The following is a 20600-nucleotide window of genomic DNA, read 5'->3' on the forward strand; positions in this document are numbered from 1 at the left end:
ATCGGGGTGGAGAGACAGGTCAGGCGACGCGGGCGTCGGTGTGCTCGGCACGCAGTTCCACTGCGGCGGCAACCAGTGCCTGCAGTGCAGCGCGGGTTTCTGGCCAGCCACGGGTCTTCAGCCCGCAGTCCGGGTTGACCCACAGCTGCTCCGGCTTCAGCACGGCCAGCGCCTTGCGCAGCAGGTCCACCATCTCCGCCTTGTCCGGCACGCGGGGGGAGTGGATGTCATACACGCCCGGGCCGATCTCGTTGGGATAGTTGAACTTCACGAAGGCATCCAGCAGTTCCATGCGCGAGCGCGAGGTCTCGATCGAGATCACGTCCGCGTCCATTGCCGCCACCGAGTGGATGATGTCGTTGAACTCCGAATAGCACATGTGGGTGTGGATCTGGGTGGCATCGCGCACGCCGCTGGTACTGATGCGGAACGATTCCACCGCCCAGTCCAGGTAGGCGCGCCAGTGAGCACGGCGCAACGGCAACCCCTCGCGGATGGCCGGCTCGTCCACCTGGATCACGCCGATGCCGGCTGCTTCCAGGTCCTGCACTTCGTCCCGCAGGGCCAACGCGATCTGCCGGCAGGTCACATCGCGTTCCTGGTCGTCGCGCACGAACGACCACTGCAGTACCGTCACCGGACCGGTCAGCATGCCCTTCATCGGCTTGTCGGTGAGCGATTGCGCGTAACTGGACCAGCGCACCGTCATCGGCTGCGGGCGGCTGACGTCGCCGAAGATCACCGGCGGCTTGACGCAGCGCGAGCCATAGCTCTGCACCCAGCCGTTGCCGGTAAATGCGAAGCCTTCCAGCTGCTCGCCGAAGTACTCGACCATGTCGTTGCGCTCGAACTCACCGTGGACCAGCACGTCCAGGCCCAGCGCTTCCTGCACGCGTACCGCATGCGCGGTCTGCTGTTCCAGGAAGGCCTCGTACTCGGCCAGGCCCAGCTTGCCGGACTTGTGCCGGGCGCGTGCCTCGCGCACCTCCAGCGTCTGCGGGAAGGAACCGATCGTGGTGGTGGGCAGCAGCGGCAGCTGCAGCGCCGCATGCTGCGCGATGCGGCGCTGTGGGTAGGCGGTGTGCCGCTGCGCATCGGCCACGGTCAGCGCGGCCAGGCGTGCGGCCACGGCCGGGTTGTGCACGCGTGGCGAGCGACGACGCCCCTCCAGCGCAGCGCGATTGGCAGCCAGGCCCGCTTCCGCATCCGCCCTGCCATCGAGCGCGTCGGCCAGCAGGCGCAGTTCCTGCAGCTTCTGCCGGGAGAACGCCAGCCAGCCCTTCAGTTCGTCATCAAGCTTCTTTTCCAGCGCAAGATCCACGGGCGTGTGCAGCAGGGAACAGGACGGTGCCAGCCAGAGCCGGTCGGCGCCGCGGTCCACCTGGGCAAACCGGGCCAGGATCAGTGCGTTGTCCAGATGGGTGCGCCAGATGTTGCGGCCGTTGACCAGGCCGGCCGACAGCACGCGCTCGGCCGGCAGCGCCTTCAGCACGGCGTCCAGCTGCTCCGGCGCGCGCACCAGGTCCACGTGTAGTCCGTCCACCGGCAGGCCGGTGGCCAACGCCAGGTTGTCCTCGAGCGCACCGAAATAGGTCGCGACCAGCAGTTTCGGGCGCCGTGCCGTGGCCAACCGGGCATAGGCGCGCTCATAGGCTGCCTGCGCACCGGCGTCGAGATCCTGCACCAGCAGCGGCTCATCCAGCTGCACCCAGTCGGCACCGGCGTCGGCCAGCTGGCCGAGCAGCTGCACATAGGCCGGCAGCAGGGCATCCAGCAGGTCCAGCGCGGCGCTGCCGTCGGTGGTCTTGGACAGCAGCAGGAAGCTCACCGGTCCCAGCAGCACCGGACGGGTGTGGATGCCCAGCGCCCTGGCCTCGTTGAACTCGGCCAGCGGCTTGTCACCGCGCAGGGCGAAGGCCTGGCCCGCGTGCAGTTCCGGCACCAGATAGTGATAGTTGGTGTCGAACCACTTGGTCATCTCCAGCGCGCGCAGGTCGATGCCATCGCGCTGCAGGCCACGGGCCGTGGCGAAGTAGGCGGCCAGTGGATCGTGCGCGGCCAGTTCGCGGTAGCGTTCGGGAATGGCATCGAACAGCCATGCGGTGTCGAGCACCTGGTCGTACAGGCTGAAGTCGTTGCTCGGCGGTACATCGACGCCGGCCTCGATCTGCAGCTGCCAGTGCCGGGCACGCAGCGCCGCGGCGGTGGCCTGCAGGGTGGCGGCGTCGTCCTCGCCGGCCCAGTGGCGTTCGAGCGCCCGCTTCAGTTCGCGCTTGGCGCCGATGCGGGGAAAGCCCAGGTTGGTAACAGTGGTCATTGCAGCGTGTCCTCATTGCATGTCGGCATTGAGGAACGAAGGAACCGCAGGACGACGCGTGCCGTTGCCGGCCCACGGGCGTCTTGCCAGCGACCTTCGCCCCCGCGGGCGAACCGGATGCCGTGAGAAGGACGCACGTGGCCGCGCACCCTGCAGCCGCAGGACGACGACGGCCCCGGCAACCTCCCCGCGGAGATTCCAGGTCGAGTCAGGGGACGGTCGTGTCCCCCGGCCGGGGCCGGTATTCGGGCTGTTGGACGCGGGCCGCAGCCCACCTACTACCTGCCGCTTCCCAGGCGCGAGCCCAGTGCTGTTGGCAGGATTCGTTTCCATTCACCGCTGCGGGGCAGCTCCGGAATGGGCGCGCGAAGCGCCTTCACCGGATTCCCGTTTAAATTCATCCCTTCATTCGCATGAAGAGATGAATACCTTCGGCGTGCACAAGGTAGGCCGGTTGGCAGCAATGGTCAAGGCCCGGCATCACACCACCGGGATGTGGCGCCTTTCTCAGGCAGTGAGAGGCCGGCTTGCGATACTGGCAACCGACGGACGGGAGGTGACGTGTGGCGGCGAAGTACTGCGATCTGGTCATGAAAGGTGGCATCACCAGCGGCATCGTGTACCCCAATGCGGTACTGGCGCTGGCGCGCGAGTATCGCTTCAAGAGCATCGGTGGCACCTCGGCAGGCGCCATCGCCGCCGCGGTGGCTGCTGCGGCGGCCTATGGTGATCGCCGCCAGCAGGCGGGCGAGCCGCTGCCCGGCGATGCCGGGTACGGTGGATTGTCGGCGGTGTCGGCGCAGCTGTCGCGGCGCGGGTTCATCTACGGTCTGTTCCAGCCGGCGCGCGGCGCGCGTGCAGCCTATCGGCTGCTGGTGGTGCTGACCGGCAATGCAGGCTGGCCCCGCAAGCTGCTGTGCCTGGCCATCGCCGTGTTCCAGATCGCGCCGCTGGAAGTGCTGGTGTCGCTGGCATTGCTGCTCGCGCTGGGCGCGTGGGGCGGCGGCTGGAGTGGAGTGGCGGCAACGTTGCTGCCGTCCCTGCTGTGCGCCTACGGCGCTGGCGTGGCCGGGGCCGCGCTGCGGGTCGCGCGGGTGGCACGACGCAATCTGCTGGGCCTGTGCAGCGGCCTCGGCAGCGACGCGCGCCGGCCGGCGCTGACGGAATGGCTGCACGGCTGCCTGCAGCAGCTGTCAGGCAAGCCGGCCGATGTGCCGCTCACCTTTGCCGACCTGCACGATGCGCCGCGCTATGCCGACGAGCCGGACAGCCCGCATGCCATCACCCTGCAGATGATCACCACCTGCGTATCGCACAACGAACCCCGCACGCTGCCGCTGGGCGGCGCGCAGTTCTGGTTCCTGCGCGAAGAGTTCGACCAGCTGTTCCCGGCCAGCGTGGTGCAGTGGCTGGTCAACCATGCGGGTCCGCCGCTGGGCGTGGATGGACGACTCTATTACCGCCTGCCGCAGGGGCCGCAGCTGCCGGTACTGGTGGCAACGCGGATGAGTCTGAGTTTCCCGTTGCTGATCAGCGCAGTGCCGCTGCATGAGCCCTCGCGCCGCGAGCGCCGCTGCGAGCCTGGAGCGACCGCCTCCGATCCGGAACACAACGTGGCCGACAGCATGGAGGGGCTGACCAGTGCCGGCCAGGCCTGCGGCCCGGTGATCACCGCCTTCCGGATCTGCTGGTTCTCCGATGGGGGCATCAGCAGCAACTTCCCGATCCATCTGTTCGACGCGGCGCTTCCGCGCTGGCCGACCTTCGCCATCAACCTGGTCTATCCACAGCATGCGGAGGAGGTCGGTTCCGGCGGCAATGCACGGCAGGCGCTGGAGCGATCGGTGTTCCTGCCCAGCGAAAACCGTCATGGCTGGCAACGCACCTACCAGTCCATCGCCGCACCGGTGGCCGCCGGCGAGCTCGGCCGTTTCCTGTTCGCGGTGGTGGCAACCATGCAGAACTGGCGCGACCTGCTGCAGGCGCGTGCTCCGGGCTATCGCGACCGCATCGTGCACGTGACGCTGCAGGGTGATGAGGGCGGCATGAACCTGGACATGCCGCAGGAGGTGCTGACCCGCATCGCCGACAAGGGCAGCCTGGCCGGTGCGCGCTTCTGCGCGTTCTCCTTCGAGAATCACTACTGGATCCGCTGGCGCAACCTGGCCTCGGCCTACCAGCGTTACACGCTGGAAGTGGCGCGTACCGACGATCCCGCGCAGCAGGTGCTGGCCTATCGGGCGGCGTACACGATGGTGGCTGCCGGCGTGCCGTCGCCACCGTCGTACAAGCTGGGCTCGGAGGACAAGCGGCTGGCGTCACAGCAGTTGTGGGGGCTGATGGTGGAGCAGGGCCGCAGCTGGGAGGATCTTGGCCCGGACCTCACCGACGGCGCACCACGGCCGCTGCCGCAGATGAAGGTGACGCCGATCTACTGACCGCTGCCGCAGCCGATTGAACTGTTCCGGCGGGTGCCGACCTTGTCTGGTGGGTGCCGACCTTGGTCGGCACGATCTGATCCCTGCGGTGGCTCATCGCCAGGATTCAACCGTGTCGACCAAGGTCGACACCCACCAGGGCAATGCGTCGTTCTGACAGCTTGCGGAGATCTGTCGAAGGCGGGGTGGGTCCGGTTGCGGGGGCGTGAGCGCCATGGATGGCGCGACCGAGGCTACATGGACGTACTTGCGCCGTCCCCCGCAACCGGACCCGCCCCGCCATCCCACGGAATGCCAGCTTTTGCCGTTGCCGTTGCTTCGGCCTGTGCAGGTGCAGGGCGCAGCCCTGCCGAACCAACCCTATCGCCCCGGCAGCTGCGCGAACGCGCGCTGCATGCAGTCCTCGCGCGGGCACACCCGGCAACCCGGGCCGATCGACACCGAATTGCCCGGGCTCTGCACATCCAGCCCCAGCGAATACACCAGCCGCTCGGCATGCTGCAGGTCGCAGCCCAGCGCTACTGCGAAGGTCTTGCGTGGTTGGCCGTGACCAACCGGGCCGCTGCTGACCTGCCGGGCCAGCCAGAAGTGGCGACGCCCATCGGGCATGCGCGCGGTCTGGGTCAGGATGCGGCCGGGCTGGTTGAACGCCTCGTAGACGATCCACAGCGGGCATGAGCCACCCACCTGCGAGAAGTGGAAGTCGGTGGCCGAGTGACGCTTGGAGACGTTGCCGGCGCGGTCCACACGGATGAAGAAGAACGGCAGGCCGGGCGCGCTGCGGCGGGCCAGCGTGCTCAGCCGGTGGCAGACTGCTTCGAAGCCGACACCGAACTGGTGCGCCAGCAGCTCGATGTCGTAGCTGCTGGCTTCGGCCGCACGCAGGAAGCGCAGGTAGGGCATTACCAGGGCCCCGGCGAAATAGTTCGACAGGCCGATGCGCGCCTGCGCGATGCGCGCCTCGTCGCTGAATCCGGCGCGGGCAATCACCGTATCGATCTGCGGCAGGTAGCCGTGCAGTGCAAGTTCGGCGGCCATCTGGAAGGCCTGCTGGCCCGGCTCCAAATAGTCCGGCAGCCACAGCCGGCGGGCACCGGCATCGTAGTGGCGCTTCTCGCGCCCGGCCTGCAAGGCAGTCACTTCCACCAGCACGCCGTGGCGATCGGCCAGCAACTGGCGCAGGCGCGGGGCGACGTGCCCCGGCGACAGTCCCCATTCGGCGAATAACCGCTCGGCCAGCTCATCCAGCTCCGGGATGTGGTTGTGCATGCGGTTGAAGAACTCGCGCACCTGGTCGCCCGCCGGCAGGGTGCTGCCGGCACCGGGTTCGCCCAGCTGAAACTCCAGTGCGGCGGCATGTTCCCGCAACGCCAGGTGGCGGCGATGCAGGTCCAGCAGCGCCCGGCTCACCTGCGGCAGGTTGCCGGCCAGTGCCCGCAGCTCGGTGGCACTGACGTCGGCCAGCCCCAGGTCCCGCAGGGTTTCGGCCAATGATTCCTGCAATGCCGCGGGTTCATCCTCGTCGAACAGGGCGGAAACGTCGCCCAACACCTCACTCAGCTTCTTCTGCACGGCGGGCGTCAACGGGCGCTTGTTGCGCTCGATCTGGTTCAGGTAGCTGGCAGAAAGGCCCAGGGCGCGGGCCAGGTCGATCTGGCTGTAGCCGCGCTGCTCGCGCAGGCGCAGCAGGCGCAGGCCCAGCTGGCGCTGTGAGGATGGCAGATTCACAGAATTAACAGGAATCGTGGGGGGTGTTGGCCAGATTAAGCGGATTCAGGCCGGAAATCGAGGCGGCGGCTGTGAATAATGCCAAGCATCTTTCGCACCCCTGGATGTCGTCATGACTGTTGCAGCGCCCCGTATCCGCATGCTGATCGATGGCCAGTTCGTCGAATCGGCGACCTCCCACTGGCAGGACGTGATCAACCCGGCCACCCAGGACGTGCTGGCCCAGGTCCCGTTCGCCACCACCGCTGAAGTGGACGCTGCCGTGGCCGCCGCCAAGGAAGCGTTCAAGACCTGGCGCAAGACCCCGATCGGCACCCGTGCGCGCATCTTCCTGAAGTACCAGCAGCTGATCCGCGAGAACATGAGCGAGCTGGCGCACATCCTCACCGCCGAACAGGGCAAGACCCTGCCGGATGCCGAAGGCGATGTGTTCCGCGGCCTGGAAGTGGTCGAGCACGCCGCCGCCATCGGCAACCTGCAGCTGGGCGAGCTGGCCAACAACGTGGCCAATGGCGTGGATACCTACACGATCATGCAGCCGCTGGGCGTGTGCGCCGGCATCACCCCATTCAACTTCCCGGCGATGATTCCGCTGTGGATGTTCCCGATGGCCATCGCCACCGGCAACACCTTCATTCTCAAGCCGTCCGAGCAGGACCCGATGGTCACCATGCGCCTGGTTGAACTGGCGCTGGAAGCCGGCATTCCGAAGGGCGTGCTGAATGTGGTCCACGGTGGCGAGGAAGTGGTCAACGCGATCTGCGACCACCCGGACATCAAGGCGGTCTCCTTCGTGGGTTCCACCCGCGTGGGTACCCACGTGTACAACCGTGCGTCGCTGGCCGGCAAGCGCGTGCAGTGCATGATGGGCGCCAAGAACCACGCCGTGGTGCTGCCGGATGCCAACAAGGAGCAGACCCTCAATGCGATGGTCGGTGCCGCCTTCGGTGCCGCCGGCCAGCGCTGCATGGCGGCCTCTACGCTGGTGCTGGTGGGTGAAGCGCGCGGCTGGGTGCAGGATCTGGTGGCCAAGGCCAAGACCCTGAAGGTCAGCGGTGGCACCGTGTCCGGTACCGATGTCGGCCCGGTGATTTCCTGCAGCGCGCGCGAGCGCGTGGAAGGCCTGATCGCCTCGGGCGTGGAGCAGGGCGCGCAGCTGGTGCTCGATGGCCGCAATCCGCAGGTCGATGGCTTCGAGAAGGGCAACTTCGTCGGCCCGACCATCTTTGCCGGTGTCACCACCGACATGCGTATCTACCAGGAAGAAATCTTCGGGCCGGTGCTGGTGATCCTGGAAGCGGAAACGCTGGAAGACGCCATCGCGATGGTCAACAGCAACCCGAACGGCAACGGCACCGCACTGTTCACCCAGTCCGGCGCCGCCGCGCGCAGGTTCCAGGAAGACATCGACGTCGGCCAGGTCGGCATCAACGTGCCGATCCCGGTGCCGGTGCCGCTGTTCTCCTTCACCGGTTCGCGCGCCTCCAAGCTGGGTGACCTGGGCCCGTACGGCAAGCAGGTGGTGCTGTTCTACACCCAGACCAAGACCGTCACCGCGCGCTGGTTCGATGACGAGACGCTGAGCCACGGCGTCAACACCACGATCAGCCTGAAGTAACGGCAGGAGCAGCCATGAGCCACTCGATGACGACGGAACTGGAAGAAGCGCAGCAGGCCTACCGCGAGGCCGCCCGCGACTTCGCACTGGCCGAACTGGCGCCGCACGCCGCGCGATGGGATGCGGAGGGCATCTTTCCGCGCGAGGCGATCGCCAAGGCCGGTGAACTGGGCTTCTGCGGTCTGTACATGGACCCGGAAGTGGGCGGCAGCGGCCTGAGCCGGCTGGACGCCGCCGTCGTCATCGAGGAGCTCGCCAGTGTCGACCCCTCGACGGCGGCCTACATCAGCATCCACAACATGGCCTCGTGGATGGTGTCCAAATGGGGTCAGCCGGCACTGCGCGACGCGTGGGGCAACGATCTGGCGGCGGGCATCAAGCTGGCCTCGTACTGCCTGACCGAACCGGGCGCCGGTTCCGATGCCGCCTCGCTGAAAACCACCGCCGTGCGCGATGGCGACCACTTCGTGCTGAACGGCGCCAAGGCCTTCATCTCCGGCGCCGGCGCCACCGAACTGCTGGTGGTGATGGCGCGCACCGGCGGTGCCGGTGCCGGCGGCGTCAGCGCCATCGCGGTGCCGTCGGACCTGCCGGGCATCAGCTTCGGCCGCAAGGAAGAGAAGATGGGCTGGAACAGCCAGCCCACCCGTGGCATCACCTTCGAGAACGTCCGCGTGCCGGTCAGCCACCTTCTGGGAGAGGAAGGCGGTGGCTTCAAGCTGGCGATGAAGGGACTCGATGGCGGCCGCATCAACATCGCCGCCTGTTCGCTGGGTGCCGCGCAGGGCGCGCTGGATGCCGCACGCCGCTACATGGGCGAGCGTCGCCAGTTCGGCAAGGCGCTGGCCGAGTTCCAGGCACTGCAGTTCAAGCTGGCCGACATGGTCACCCAACTGGTGGCCGCCCGGCAGATGGTGCATACCGCCGCGCGCAAGCTCGATGCCGGCGCCAGCGACGCCAACGTGTGGTGCGCAATGGCCAAGCGCTTCGCCACCGATGCCGGTTTCACTGTCTGCAACGAAGCGCTGCAGATCCACGGCGGCTACGGCTACATCCGCGAATACCCGATCGAACGCCTGCTGCGTGACTGCCGCGTGCACCAGATCCTGGAAGGCACCAACGAGATCATGCGGGTGATCGTTGCCCGTCACCTGCTCAACACCGAAGAGGAACTGCGATGAAGGATTGGCGTACCCAGGAGCACGTGGGCCTGAAGGTCGAGGCCGATGGCCACACCGCCGTGGTCACCCTGCACAACCCGCCGGCGCATACCTGGACCGTGCACAGCCTGTCCGCGCTGCGCGACCTGGTGGCTGCGCTCAATGCGGACCGCGACATCTACGCGCTGGTGATCACCGGTGATGGCGAGAAGTTCTTCTCCGCCGGCGCGGATCTGAACCAGTTCGCCTCTGGCGACAAGGCGGCCGCGCGCGAGGCCGCACGCCGCTTCGGCGAAGCCTTCGAGGCGCTGTCCGGCTTCCGCGGCGTGTCGATCGCCGCAATCAACGGCTATGCGATGGGCGGCGGGCTGGAATGCGCGCTGGCCTGCGACCTGCGCATCATCGAAGACCACGCCCAGGTCGCGCTGCCGGAGGCCACCGTCGGCCTGCTGCCGTGCGCCGGTGGTACCCAGAACCTGCCACGGCTGGTGGGCGAGGGCTGGGCCAAGCGCATGATCCTGCTGGGCGAGCGCATCAATGCCGAGACCGCGCTGCGCATCGGCCTGGCCGAGGAGAAGGTCGGCAAGGGCGAGTCCAAGGCGCTGGCGCTGGAATGGGCGAAGAAGGCCGGCAAGCAGAGCCCGACCAGCATCGCGGCCTGCAAGACGCTGGTGCAGTCCACCCGCACCGGCACCCACGCCTCGGCGCTGGTGGCCGAACGCGAGGCCTTCGTCGATCTGTTCGATACCGCCGACCAGGTCGAGGGCGTGAACGCCTTCCTGGAAAAGCGCGCCGCGCAGTGGAAGAACGCATGACCACGGTCGCCGACGAAGCGCCGGTCCTGTTCGAAGAGCGCGTGGCCGGCAATGGCGCGCGCATCGGCATCGCCACGCTGAACGCGCCGCGCACGCTCAATGGCTTCTCGCTGCCGATGGCGCACCTGCTGCTGAAGCAGCTCAATGCCTGGGCCGACGACGACGGCATCGCGATGGTGGTGCTGCAGGGCGCCGGTGAAAAGGCGTTCTGCGCCGGCGGTGACCTGCACAGCCTGTACCAGAGCATGCGTGCATTCCGCGAGGCCGGCCGCAGCGATATCCGCGACAACGACTACGCGGCCGAGTTCTTCGACGTCGAGTACCGCGTGGATTACCTCATCCACACCTATGCCAAGCCGATCCTGTGCTGGGGCCATGGCATCGTCATGGGAGGGGGCATCGGCCTGATGTCCGGTGCCAGCCACCGTGTGGTCAGCGAGCGCTCCAAGCTCGCGTTCCCGGAGATCACCGTCGGTCTGTTCCCGGACGTGGGTGGCAGCTGGCTGCTGCCGCGCGTGCCGGGCAAGGGTGGCCTGTTCCTGGCCTTGACCGGTGCACTGCTCAACCCGGGCGATGCGATCTATGCCGGCCTGGCCGACGTGCACGTGGCCGAAGCGCGCCGCAGCGATGTGTTCGATGCACTGCTGCAGGTGGCCTGGTCGCGCGACGCCGCGAGCAACCACGAGCGTCTGGGCCACCTGCTGCAATCGTATGCCAGCGATGCCGCGACCGGTCCGCTGCTGGCCAACGCGGCGAAGGTCGACGCACTGTGCGACGGCGATGACCTCGATGCCATCGTCGAAGGCATCGCCCACCTGCAGACCGAGGATGCCTGGCTGCAGGCCGCCCAGAAGACCCTCGCGGCCGGCGCGCCCGGTTCGGCGCGGCTGGCGTTCGAGCTGCAGCGCCGCAGCGCGGGCCAGGATCTGGCTGCGGTCTACCGCCTGGAATACATCGTCGCCCTGCACTGCGCTGCCCACGGCGATTTCGCCGAAGGCATCCGTGCGCTGCTGATCGACAAGGACCGCACGCCGTCGTGGAACCCGGCCACGCTGGCCGAAGCCAGCGCCCTGTGGGCCGATACGTTCTTCGCTTCGCCCTGGGCCGATGCCGCGCATCCGCTGGCCGACCTGGGTACCCCTGCCGCTGAAAGGAGCCTGGCATGAGCCGCATTGCATTCATTGGGTTGGGCAACATGGGTGGCCCGATGGCCGCCAATCTGGTCAAGAACGGCCACACCGTGCGCGTGTTCGATCTGGTGCCGGCCGCCGTGCAGGCCGCCGTCGACGCCGGTGCCGGTGCCGCGTCGTCAGCACGTGACACCCTGGCCGACGCCGAGGTGGTGATCTCGATGCTGCCGGCCAGTCGCCACGTCGAAGGCCTGTACCTCGGCGATGACGGCATTCTCGCCGCGATTCCGGCCGGCGCGCTGGTCATCGATTGCAGCACGATCGCTCCGGCCAGCGCCCGCAAGGTGTCCGAAGCGGCGGCCGCACGCGGCCTGCAGATGATCGATGCGCCGGTTTCCGGCGGCACGGCCGGTGCCCAGGCCGGCACCCTCACCTTCATCGTCGGTGGTGAGGAGGGTGCACTGGAGCGTGCGCGCCCGGTGCTGCAGGCGATGGGCAGGAACATCTTCCACGTTGGCGCCAGTGGTGCCGGCCAGGTGGCCAAGCTGTGCAACAACATGGCGCTGGGCGTGATCATGGCCGTCACCGGCGAGGCCATCGCACTGGGCGTGGCGCACGGTCTGGACCCGAAGGTGCTGTCGCAGATGATGGCGGTGAGCACCGGCCGCAGCTGGGCCACCGAAGTGTGCAATCCGTGGCCGGGCGTGCTGGAGAATGCGCCGGCCTCGCGTGGCTACAGCGGCGGCTTCGGCAGCGACCTGATGCTCAAGGACATGGGCCTGGCAGTGGAAGCGGCGATGAGTGTCGGCGCCTCGATCCCGCTGGGTGAAGTGGCCCGCAACCTGTATTCGATGAATCATCAGGCCGGGCGCGGCAAGCTGGATTTCTCCAGCGTCGTACAGCTCATCACCAGCGAGAAGTAAGCGAATGCGTCCCCGGCCGCGTGCCGGGGCCCACCCGGGGTGGGATGGGCGGATGCCTGGTTTCGACCGGCATCCGCCCATTTTTTTGCGCTTGGAGCCCCGGGGTCGGATCCCTTTCGCAACGCGAAAGGGATCTGACCCCATTTAGCCGCTGGGGTCAGAGCCCTTTGCCGTTGCAAAGGGATCCGACCCCGCCTCCATCAGGCGACGATCAGCGTCACGTCGATGTTGCCGCGGGTGGCATTCGAGTACGGGCACACGACGTGCGCCTTCTGCACAAGCGCTTCAACCTGCTCGCGCGGCACGCCCGGCACGTTGATGGTCAGCTCGGCCTCGATGCCGAAGCCGGTCGGGATCTGGCCGATGCCCACCTTGCCGGTCACGGTGGTGTCAGCCGGCAGCGCGACCTTGGCCTGGCCGGCCACGAACTTCAGCGCGCCCAGGAAGCAGGCCGAGTAGCCGGCGGCGAACAGCTGCTCCGGGTTGGTGCCCGGGCCGCCCGCGCCGCCCAGCTCGCGCGGGGTCGACAGCTGGATGTCGAGCACGTTGTCGGAGGAGACGGAACGGCCTTCGCGGCCGCCGGTGGAGGTCGCCTGGGCGGTGTACAGAACCTTTTCGATGGACATCGGGATGCTCCTGGTCAGTGGGTGGTAGTGCGTTGGAGCCTACTTTGCCCGCTTTCCAAGGACGATGGGTGACAGACCGTCTGAGAAATTTGACCGATCGTCCTGCCTGTCTAGATCGTCCATTCCCGATCGGTGGTGAACATGATCGTCAGCCACCGGTCCGGCGAGGCTTCGCCCAGTGCATCGCCGATCTCGTCACGCAGTTGGTCCCACTCCCGCAGGGGCCGCGGCGGATCATCGGCCGGGACCACGAAGAACAGCTCGATCTGCTCGCCACGTCCCACCTGCGCCACATAGCTGCGGTGTTCGACGAAGCCATGCCTGGCGACGATCGTGCGCGCCACCGCGTCCACGTGGGCCTGCAGCTCCGGTGGGGTCACCAGCAGGATGCCGGCCAATGCCCGCCGCACCGTGCCCAGCGGCGCGATCATCACCAGTACGCAGACGAAGGCGAGGATGGCCGGGTCGATGTACGGCCCGATCCAGTCCCACGCGGTGCCACGCACCAGCGCGCCGCCCAGGAAGGCGACCAGATAGCAGGCCGACATGCTGGCCGCGATCATCCAGTTTTTCGCGTCCAGCGCGATGAACTCCGACCCGATGCGGCGGTTGGCGCGCAGCACGAACACGCCCAGCGCTGCCTCGGCCAGCAGGGACAGCGCGGCGAAGATCATCGCCGGCCCCAGCGCGATGTGGCGGCCGCCGGACATCAGCGCGTCCACGGCATTGACCAGTGCATACAGCGCCGCACCGATCATCAGCGTGCCGCTCACGCCCAGCACGATCGGTTCCAGGTGCCAGAAGCCCATGGTAAAGCGCTGGTTGAGGCGCGACTGCAGCGCATCGGTGTTGGTCGACAGCGCGATCAGGCGCGCGACCAGCAGCGACAGCCAGGTCATCACCACATCGATCAGCCCGTAGATGCCATCGAAGATGATGAGCGAGGAATTGGCCAGCAGGCCGAACACCACCGCAGTCAGCGCCAGCAGCAACGCACCGGCAATCGACAGGCGCAGCACCCCCTGTTCGGTGGTGGGGTCGAAGAAGTGGGGGCGATCGGTAGCCATGACCCGATTGTAGAGCGGAGCCATGCTCCGCTGCGTCTGGCGGCCGACCGCGCTACCTTCATGCAGCCGCTTCCCGTAGACTGCGCCCCTCCCACGTACCGACACCCGCCTGCAGTGATCACGCCACCCTGACCCTTGCCGCACATCGGCAGCCGGCCCGCCCGGCTCAGGAACCCGTGTCTTTCCACTGCAGCGCCATGCGGCCACGCCCGCCTGCGCGCGGAGCTTTCCCATGCAAACGTCCTATCCCCTGCGCCAGCAATGGCTCGGCAACGTCCGTGGCGACCTGTTGTCCGGCATCGTCGTCGCCCTGGCCCTGATTCCCGAGGCCATCGCGTTCTCGCTCATTGCCGGCGTCGACCCCAAGGTCGGCCTGTACGCCGCCTTCTCCATCGCCGTCATCACCGCCATCGCGGGTGGCCGCCCTGGCATGATCTCTGCTGCCACTGGCGCGATGGCGCTGGTGATGGTCGACCTGGTGAAGGATCACGGCCTGCAGTACCTGTTCGCCGCCAGCATCCTGGCCGGCTTGCTGCAGGTGCTGGCAGGCGTGTTCAAACTGGGCTCGCTGATGCGCTTCGTCTCGCGCTCGGTCATCACCGGCTTCGTCAATGCGCTGGCGATCCTGATCTTCCTGGCGCAGATGCCGGAACTGATCGGCCGCGGTCCTACGGTCTACGTGCTGTGCGCGGCGGCGCTGGTCATCATCTATCTGCTGCCGCGCCTCACCCGCGCCGTGCCCTCGCCGCTGGTGGCCATCGTGATGCTCACCGCGGTGGTGATCGGCTTCGGTATCGACGTGCGCAGTGTTGGCGACATGGGCCAGCTGCCCGACAGCCTGCCGCATTTCCTGCTGCCCGATGTCCCGCTCAGCTGGGAGACGCTGCGCATCCTGCTGCCGGTGTCGGCCACGCTGGCCGTGGTCGGCCTGCTCGAATCGATGATGACCCTGCAGATCGTCGAGGACATCACCGAGACACCCAGCGAGCGCAATCGCGAATGCATCGGCCAGGGCGTGGCGAATACGGTAACCGGCTTTCTCGGCGGCATGGCCGGCTGCGCGATGATCGGCCAGTCGGTCATCAACGTGACCTCCGGTGGCCGTGGCCGCCTGTCGTGCCTGGTGGCTGGCGTGCTGCTGCTGGTACTGGTGGTGTACGGCAGCGACCTGGTGCGGCAGATCCCGATGGCCGCCCTGGTGGCGGTGATGATCATGGTCAGCATCGGCACCTTCAGCTGGCGCTCGCTGCGCGACCTGCGCACGCACCCGCGCAGTTCCTCGGCCGTGATGTTGCTGACCGTGGTGGTCACCGTGGCCACCCACGACCTGGCCAAGGGCGTGCTCAGCGGCGTGCTGCTGTCGGCGTTGTTCTTCGCGCGCAAAGTAGGCCGCTTGCTGGAGGTGCAGCGCGACGATGCCCATGAGACGCAGGTCTACCGCGTGCGCGGGCAGGTGTTCTTTGCCTCGGCGGGGCAGTTGGGCGCAGCGTTCGACTATCAGCATGTGGCGCCGAAGGTGCAGATTGATCTGCGCGATGCCCACCTGTGGGATCTGACCGCCGTGGCCGCGCTGGAGCGCGCGCAGGAAAAGTTGGCCGCGCACGGAGCAGAGGTAACCGTGGTGGGGCTCAATGCGGCCAGCCAGACGCTGATCGAGCAGGTGGGTGGCGCACGCGGCGGGCACTGATCGCGTGGGGCATGCTGGTGGCGCCGGGCCATGCCCGGCCGCCAGCCGGAACCGGGCCCAACCGGCGCTCGCCGCGCGGCTGACCGGGCGCATTCAGCCACCCGGTGTAAACTATTGATCTCACTGGCAATGCCAGTCTCCACGATCAACGCTCCGATGACGTCCGCCACCGCCCGTTACGCCGATTCCCTGCGCCTGTCCGTCGCCCCGATGATGGACTGGACGGACCGCCATTGCCGCGTGTTCCACCGCGTGCTGGCTCCCGGGGCGCGGCTGTACACGGAGATGGTGCACGCCAACGCGGTCATCCATGGTGACCGCGAGCGCCTGCTCGGCTTCGACCGCAGCGAACAGCCGCTGGCCCTGCAGCTGGGTGGCAGCGATCCGGCCCTGCTGGCGCAGGCCGCGCGCATCGCCGCGGACTGGGGCTACGACGAGGTCAACCTCAACTGCGGCTGCCCGTCCGATCGCGTGCAGGCCGGCCGCTTCGGTGCCTGCCTGATGCGCGAGCCGGTGCTGGTGGCCGAATGCGTGGCCGCGATGGTCGATGCGGTCGACATCCCGGTGACCGTGAAGTGCCGTCTGGGCGTGGATGAGGACAACGAGTACGAGGCGTTCGCCAGCTTCGTCGATCGCCAGGTCGCTGCCGGTGCAGCAATGGTGGTGGTGCACGCGCGCAATGCCTGGCTGAAGGGCCTGTCGCCCAAGGAGAACCGTGAGGTTCCGCCGCTGAAGTACGACTGGGCCTACCGCCTGAAGCAGGAGCGGCCTGCGCTGCCGGTGGTGCTCAACGGTGGCCTGGCCAGCATGGAAGCCGTGCAGGCCCAGGCCGGCCATGTCGATGGCGTGATGCTGGGCCGGGCCGCGTACCACGATCCCTATCTGCTGCATCAGCTGGAAGCGCTGCACACCGGTACGCCGCTGCGGTCGCGCGCGGACCTGCTGCGCGCGCTGCGCCCGTATGTCGAGGCCCGTCTGGGCGAGGGCATGGCCCTGAAGCACATCACCCGTCACCTGCTCGGCCTGTTCCATGGGCAGCCCGGTGGGCGCGCGTTCCGCCAGGTATTGAGCGAGGGTGCGCACCGTCCAGGCGCCGACTGGACATTGGTCGAACAGGCCCTTGCCGTCACCGAGCGCGACGCTGACCGTGCCGCTGCGTGACGTACGTCACATTCCTGACTTGACAATGCCGGCCGATTCGTCCCGAATGTTCACTTAGATGAACAAACTTGCGGTTCGCCCGGAAAAGTTCAGATCGGATTCACTGCCCCAAACCAAGAATTTGCAAAGGAATTGTAAAGACCGGGTCCCGCACCCGGTTCCCGGATTTACGACTTTTGAACGAATCGCCGTGCTCGGCTAGGATCGCATCGATGTCTTCCGCTCCCCTCCATTGCCGCATTGCCCTGGCCACCTGCGTGGTGCTGGCGGCTGCGCCGCTGTCGTCGGCAATGGCACAGCAGCCCCCGCGTGCGGAACACGGCCGGGCGGAGATGATGGAGCGGAGCGAGCGGGGTGGCCGTGGCGACGAGCGCTCGCTGTCCGATGCCGTGCGCCGCGTGCAGCGCACCACCGGTGGCCACATCCTGGGCGCCGAACGGGTGCCGTTCGATGGTCGTGACATCAACCGGGTCAAGTACATGGACGACCGGGGCCGGGTCCGCTACATGGACGACCCCGCCCCGTCGCGTTCACAACCGCGCACGCCGCGGTCGGATATGTCTTCACTACGCGGCGATAACCCCTGAACAGGGATAGTTGTCGCTATCAACCCGTACCCCACTGGCCTCCGGGCCACACCCAGGACACTAGGGAGAGTTCATGCGTATCCTTCTGGTCGAAGACGAAGCCCCGCTGCGTGAGACCCTGGCAGCCCGGCTCAAGCGCGAAGGCTTTGCCGTCGATGCTGCGCAGGACGGCGAGGAAGGCCTCTACATGGGGCGCGAAGTCCCGTTCGACGTCGGCATCATCGACCTCGGCCTGCCCAAGATGTCGGGCATGGAGCTGATCAAGGCGCTGCGTGACGAGGGCAAGAAGTTCCCGGTGCTGATCCTGACCGCGCGGTCGAGCTGGCAGGACAAGGTCGAGGGCCTGAAGCAGGGCGCCGACGATTACCTGGTCAAGCCGTTCCACGTCGAAGAGCTGCTGGCCCGCGTCAACGCGCTCCTGCGCCGCGCCGCCGGCTGGAGCAAGCCGACGCTGGAATGCGGCCCGGTCGCCCTGGATCTTGCCGCGCAGACGGTCAGCGTTTCCGGCAGCAATGTCGACCTGACCAGCTACGAGTACAAGGTGCTGGAGTACCTGATGATGCATGCCGGTGAACTGGTCTCCAAGGCCGACCTCACCGAGCACATCTACCAGCAGGACTTCGACCGCGACTCGAACGTGCTGGAAGTGTTCATCGGCCGCCTGCGCAAGAAGCTGGACCCGGACGGCGAGCTGAAGCCGATCGAGACCGTGCGCGGCCGCGGCTACCGTTTCGCGATCCCGCGCAACGAGGGCTGAGCCGGCTCACCCTGGCGATTGCACGATGTCCGGCCGTCTGTGGTTCTTCCGACGCTGGCGGCCGCGCTCCCTGCAGGCGCGCCAGCTGTTCGCCGCGTCCGTGGGCCTGGTCGCGTTCCTGGCCCTGGCCGGTTACGCGCTCGACGCCGCCTTCGCCGATACGGCGAAGGCCAACCTGCGTGAGCGCCTGAAGAACTACGCCACTGCCTATGCGGCGGGCATCGACTTCACCCGCGATCGTTCGCTGTACATCCGCGAGCAGCCACCGGACCCGCGCTTCGACGTGCCCGGCAGCGGTCTCTACCTGCAGGTGGTGATGCCGGACGGCAAGGGCAATTCGATGTCGGCCGAAGGCCCGATGCTGCCCACCGTCGGCGGCGGCCTGCTTGCGCCACGCCAGGAGGTATTCGAAGGCCCGCTGCCGATGATCCAGATCGACGGCAGCCAGGGTTCGGTGTACCGCTACGGCCTGGGCCTGGTGTGGGACGCCGATGCCGATCCCGCCACCGAGTTCCCGTACACCATCTACGTGATGGAAGACTCGCGCGCGCTCGGTGCGCAGCTGCGGGTGTTCCGCAGCCGTGTCTGGTTCTACCTGGGTGGCATCGGCCTGATCCTGCTGCTGCTGCAGACCGTCATCCTGCAGTGGAGCCTGCGTCCGCTGCGTCGCGTGATCACCGAGCTGACCAAGGTGCAGCGCGGCGAGACCGAGCGCATGAGCGAGCGCCACCCACGCGAGCTGGAACCGCTGACCGACAGCATCAATGCCTTCATCGAAAGTGAGCGCGAGAACCTCGAGCGCCAGCGCAATACCCTGGCGGATCTTGCGCACAGCCTGAAAACGCCGATCGCGGTGCTGCGCACGCAGATGGACAGCGGTGCCGGTGATGGCGCGCTGCGCGAAGAGCTGGACGTGCAGCTGCAACGCATGAACAACCTGGTGTCCTATCAGCTGGCGCGCGCTGCGTCGTCGGGCCACAAGCTGTTCTCCGCACCGTTGCCGATTGAGTCCAACGCCGAAGAGATCGTGCGGGGCCTGGAAAAGGTCTATGCGGCCAAGGGCGTGCTGTGCGAGTTCGACATCGATCCGGCCGCGCGCTTCCATGGCGAGCCGGGTGACCTGCAGGAGCTGCTGGGCAATCTGCTGGAAAACGCCTTCAAATGGGCCAAGCGCCGTGTCCTGCTGACCGCGCAGCCCCTGCCGGCACCGAATGCACGCCGCGCCGGCCTGCTGCTGGCCGTGGACGACGACGGCCCGGGCATTGCGCCGGACGATATCGGCAAGGTGCTGCAGCGTGGCGTACGTGGCGACGAACGCGTGCAGGGCCACGGCATCGGCCTGTCGATCGTGCAGGACCTGATCAAGGATTACCGCGGCGAACTGGCGGTCGGCCGTTCCAGCGAACTGGAAGGCGCCCGCTTCGAAGTGCGTCTGCCGCCGGGCCCGTAGGGCGGGCCTGCTTCGATCCACCGGTCAACGCGAATGCAGGCAGCGCCGGGCCACGCCCGGCGAACCTATGACATGGCTCAGCCACCCCGCGCCGGCGGTTCACCATAGAAGCGCCGCAGATGTGCGGCAACATCGGGCAGCGCTTCGGCCAGCACGTCCGGGGCGGAGAAGTGGTACTCGCTGGCGACCGCGAAGAACTCCTCCGGTGCTTCGGCGGCATACGGGTCGATCAGCGTCTCCTGGCCGGCATCCACCTGCGCGCAGAACGCATCGTAGGACTGCTGGAAGACAGCAGCCCACTCACGCTGCCACGCACGCGGCAGCGGCGGCGTGCCGTCCATCGCGCCATCGAGCGCATCGAGCTTGTGCACCATCTCGTGCACGGCCACGCAGTAGCCCTCGTGCGGTGCGGCCAGATCGGCCTGCACGTCGGCCCAGGACAGGATCAACGGCCCGCTGTCCCACGATTCGCCGATCAGCTCGTCGTCCCATTCGTGCAGCACGCCCGCCGCATCCATGTGGCTGCGATGCACGCGGAATGCGTCGGGGTACACGATCAGCTGCGACCAGCCCTGCAGCCCCACCTCGCCGAACTCGAGCAGTGGCAGGCAGCACAGGGCCGCCAGCAGCACGCCGTCGGCGGCCTGCAGCTGCAGGTTGCCGATCGGGGTGATGGTCTTCTCATGCAGGAAGCGCGCCGCCAGCGTGCGCAGCCGGGCGCGTCGTTCGTCGGAAAGCCCCTGCAGCCATGCCGCACGGCGGCAGGCCTCATCCCAGTACGCGTCGTCGATCGGCCGCGGTGCGGGCCGCAGCCACTGCAGCAACGACTTGATCAGCGGAACATTCCCGGCAGGTAGCTGTGCCACTTCGGCGCACGCAGCCGCTGCAGCATGTCCTCATCGCTGCCGCCACCGCCGGTGCTGGTGGCGCTGCTGGCCGCCGGGCGTGCCGGAGCAGGCTTGGCCGTGGTGGTCGATGCCGTCGGTGCGCGCTGCGAGGCGGCATCGCCGTTGGAGGACACACAGGCGCCGCGGCTGTCATCCAGTGCTGCTGTGGCCGACGCCGCGAAGGGCATCGTCAGCAGGATCAGGCAATGGGCATAACGGCGCATTGACGACATCCACGTTAAGGGAAGG

At 67.6% G+C, this 20600-nt stretch carries 17 protein-coding genes and 1 riboswitch; of the genes, 11 read left to right on the forward strand and 6 right to left on the reverse strand.

What is annotated here, in order from left to right:
• Positions 1–19: 19 nt before the first annotated feature.
• On the reverse strand, positions 20–2317 hold the full coding sequence (gene metE, locus ACZK08_RS01185; RefSeq protein ID WP_065182035.1) for a 5-methyltetrahydropteroyltriglutamate--homocysteine S-methyltransferase: 2298 nt from the start codon (positions 2315–2317) through the stop codon (positions 20–22).
• Between the two features lie 219 nt (positions 2318–2536).
• A riboswitch (cobalamin riboswitch) is annotated at positions 2537–2766 on the reverse strand.
• 141 nt (positions 2767–2907) lie between these two features.
• Here metE and ACZK08_RS01190 point away from each other — a divergent pair.
• Complete coding sequence (locus ACZK08_RS01190; RefSeq protein WP_065182160.1) at positions 2908–4755, forward strand: patatin-like phospholipase family protein; 1848 nt, start codon at positions 2908–2910, stop codon at positions 4753–4755.
• Between the two features lie 360 nt (positions 4756–5115).
• On the opposite strand, the gene ACZK08_RS01195 is transcribed toward ACZK08_RS01190, so the two are convergent.
• Complete coding sequence (locus ACZK08_RS01195; protein ID WP_428992332.1) at positions 5116–6477, reverse strand: helix-turn-helix domain-containing protein; 1362 nt, start codon at positions 6475–6477, stop codon at positions 5116–5118.
• A gap of 118 nt (positions 6478–6595) precedes the next feature.
• Here ACZK08_RS01195 and ACZK08_RS01200 point away from each other — a divergent pair, with 118 nt between their 5' ends.
• From ACZK08_RS01200 to mmsB, 5 genes are read left to right on the forward strand one after another with little or no spacing between them, the layout of a single operon-like run.
• Complete coding sequence (locus tag ACZK08_RS01200; RefSeq protein ID WP_053520140.1) at positions 6596–8101, forward strand: CoA-acylating methylmalonate-semialdehyde dehydrogenase; 1506 nt, start codon at positions 6596–6598, stop codon at positions 8099–8101.
• Between the two features lie 26 nt (positions 8102–8127).
• On the forward strand, positions 8128–9282 hold the full coding sequence (locus ACZK08_RS01205; protein ID WP_440210885.1) for an acyl-CoA dehydrogenase family protein: 1155 nt from the start codon (positions 8128–8130) through the stop codon (positions 9280–9282).
• Positions 9279–10076, forward strand: coding sequence for an enoyl-CoA hydratase (locus ACZK08_RS01210; RefSeq protein WP_053520138.1), 798 nt, complete (start codon positions 9279–9281; stop codon positions 10074–10076). Before ACZK08_RS01205 ends, ACZK08_RS01210 begins: the two co-directional genes overlap by 4 nt.
• On the forward strand, positions 10073–11242 hold the full coding sequence (locus ACZK08_RS01215; RefSeq protein ID WP_065174195.1) for an enoyl-CoA hydratase/isomerase family protein: 1170 nt from the start codon (positions 10073–10075) through the stop codon (positions 11240–11242). Before ACZK08_RS01210 ends, ACZK08_RS01215 begins: the two co-directional genes overlap by 4 nt.
• Positions 11239–12129, forward strand: coding sequence for a 3-hydroxyisobutyrate dehydrogenase (mmsB, locus tag ACZK08_RS01220; RefSeq protein WP_478452401.1), 891 nt, complete (start codon positions 11239–11241; stop codon positions 12127–12129). Before ACZK08_RS01215 ends, mmsB begins: the two co-directional genes overlap by 4 nt.
• Before the next feature lie 200 nt (positions 12130–12329).
• Here mmsB and ACZK08_RS01225 read toward each other — a convergent pair whose 3' ends face one another.
• Positions 12330–12755 (reverse strand): organic hydroperoxide resistance protein, encoded by a 426-nt coding sequence (locus ACZK08_RS01225; protein WP_065182033.1) that lies wholly within the window; start codon positions 12753–12755, stop codon positions 12330–12332.
• A 110-nt stretch (positions 12756–12865) separates the two neighbouring features.
• Entirely contained in the window at positions 12866–13846 is a 981-nt protein-coding gene (locus ACZK08_RS01230) for a cation diffusion facilitator family transporter (protein WP_053520135.1), read from the reverse strand.
• A gap of 208 nt (positions 13847–14054) precedes the next feature.
• On the opposite strand from ACZK08_RS01230, the gene ACZK08_RS01235 reads away from it, so the two are divergent.
• The 5 genes from ACZK08_RS01235 (at position 14055) to ACZK08_RS01255 (ending at position 19464) form a co-directional block, all read left to right on the forward strand.
• Positions 14055–15509, forward strand: a complete 1455-nt coding sequence (locus tag ACZK08_RS01235) for a SulP family inorganic anion transporter (protein WP_053520134.1) — start codon at positions 14055–14057, stop codon at positions 15507–15509.
• A 129-nt stretch (positions 15510–15638) separates the two neighbouring features.
• A complete protein-coding gene (gene dusA, locus ACZK08_RS01240) occupies positions 15639–16670 on the forward strand; it encodes a tRNA dihydrouridine(20/20a) synthase DusA (RefSeq protein WP_065182031.1) in 1032 nt (343 codons plus the stop codon).
• Between the two features lie 212 nt (positions 16671–16882).
• Positions 16883–17257, forward strand: a complete 375-nt coding sequence (locus ACZK08_RS01245) for a hypothetical protein (protein ID WP_053520383.1) — start codon at positions 16883–16885, stop codon at positions 17255–17257.
• Positions 17258–17330: 73 nt separating this feature from the next.
• A complete protein-coding gene (locus ACZK08_RS01250; RefSeq protein WP_053520384.1) occupies positions 17331–18014 on the forward strand; it encodes a response regulator transcription factor in 684 nt (227 codons plus the stop codon).
• A gap of 25 nt (positions 18015–18039) precedes the next feature.
• Positions 18040–19464 carry an ATP-binding protein gene (locus ACZK08_RS01255; protein WP_065174201.1) on the forward strand — a complete coding sequence of 475 codons (1425 nt, stop codon included), beginning with the start codon at positions 18040–18042 and terminating at the stop codon, positions 19462–19464.
• 77 nt (positions 19465–19541) lie between these two features.
• Here ACZK08_RS01255 and ACZK08_RS01260 read toward each other — a convergent pair whose 3' ends face one another.
• A complete protein-coding gene (locus ACZK08_RS01260; protein WP_196768744.1) occupies positions 19542–20330 on the reverse strand; it encodes a M90 family metallopeptidase in 789 nt (262 codons plus the stop codon).
• Positions 20297–20575: a hypothetical protein gene (locus tag ACZK08_RS01265; protein ID WP_053520154.1), complete on the reverse strand. Its 279-nt coding sequence runs from the start codon at positions 20573–20575 to the stop codon at positions 20297–20299. Before ACZK08_RS01265 ends, ACZK08_RS01260 begins: the two co-directional genes overlap by 34 nt.
• Positions 20576–20600: the final 25 nt, after the last annotated feature.

This window comes from Stenotrophomonas sp. 112478_Sma (assembly GCF_056479905.1).

What these genes read in the sequence shown, in the direction of transcription:
- metE (WP_065182035.1), bottom strand. Translation starts at nt 2,317, where the DNA reads ATGACCACTGTTACCAACCTGGGCTTTCCCCGCATCGGCGCCAAGCGC.
- ACZK08_RS01190 (WP_065182160.1), top strand. Translation starts at nt 2,908, where the DNA reads ATGAAAGGTGGCATCACCAGCGGCATCGTGTACCCCAATGCGGTACTG.
- ACZK08_RS01200 (WP_053520140.1), top strand. Translation starts at nt 6,596, where the DNA reads ATGACTGTTGCAGCGCCCCGTATCCGCATGCTGATCGATGGCCAGTTC.
- ACZK08_RS01205 (WP_440210885.1), top strand. Translation starts at nt 8,128, where the DNA reads ATGACGACGGAACTGGAAGAAGCGCAGCAGGCCTACCGCGAGGCCGCC.
- ACZK08_RS01210 (WP_053520138.1), top strand. Translation starts at nt 9,279, where the DNA reads ATGAAGGATTGGCGTACCCAGGAGCACGTGGGCCTGAAGGTCGAGGCC.
- ACZK08_RS01215 (WP_065174195.1), top strand. Translation starts at nt 10,073, where the DNA reads ATGACCACGGTCGCCGACGAAGCGCCGGTCCTGTTCGAAGAGCGCGTG.
- mmsB (WP_478452401.1), top strand. Translation starts at nt 11,239, where the DNA reads ATGAGCCGCATTGCATTCATTGGGTTGGGCAACATGGGTGGCCCGATG.
- ACZK08_RS01225 (WP_065182033.1), bottom strand. Translation starts at nt 12,755, where the DNA reads ATGTCCATCGAAAAGGTTCTGTACACCGCCCAGGCGACCTCCACCGGC.
- ACZK08_RS01230 (WP_053520135.1), bottom strand. Translation starts at nt 13,846, where the DNA reads ATGGCTCCGCTCTACAATCGGGTCATGGCTACCGATCGCCCCCACTTC.
- ACZK08_RS01235 (WP_053520134.1), top strand. Translation starts at nt 14,055, where the DNA reads ATGCAAACGTCCTATCCCCTGCGCCAGCAATGGCTCGGCAACGTCCGT.
- dusA (WP_065182031.1), top strand. Translation starts at nt 15,639, where the DNA reads ATGCCAGTCTCCACGATCAACGCTCCGATGACGTCCGCCACCGCCCGT.
- ACZK08_RS01245 (WP_053520383.1), top strand. Translation starts at nt 16,883, where the DNA reads ATGTCTTCCGCTCCCCTCCATTGCCGCATTGCCCTGGCCACCTGCGTG.
- ACZK08_RS01250 (WP_053520384.1), top strand. Translation starts at nt 17,331, where the DNA reads ATGCGTATCCTTCTGGTCGAAGACGAAGCCCCGCTGCGTGAGACCCTG.
- ACZK08_RS01255 (WP_065174201.1), top strand. Translation starts at nt 18,040, where the DNA reads ATGTCCGGCCGTCTGTGGTTCTTCCGACGCTGGCGGCCGCGCTCCCTG.
- ACZK08_RS01265 (WP_053520154.1), bottom strand. Translation starts at nt 20,575, where the DNA reads ATGCGCCGTTATGCCCATTGCCTGATCCTGCTGACGATGCCCTTCGCG.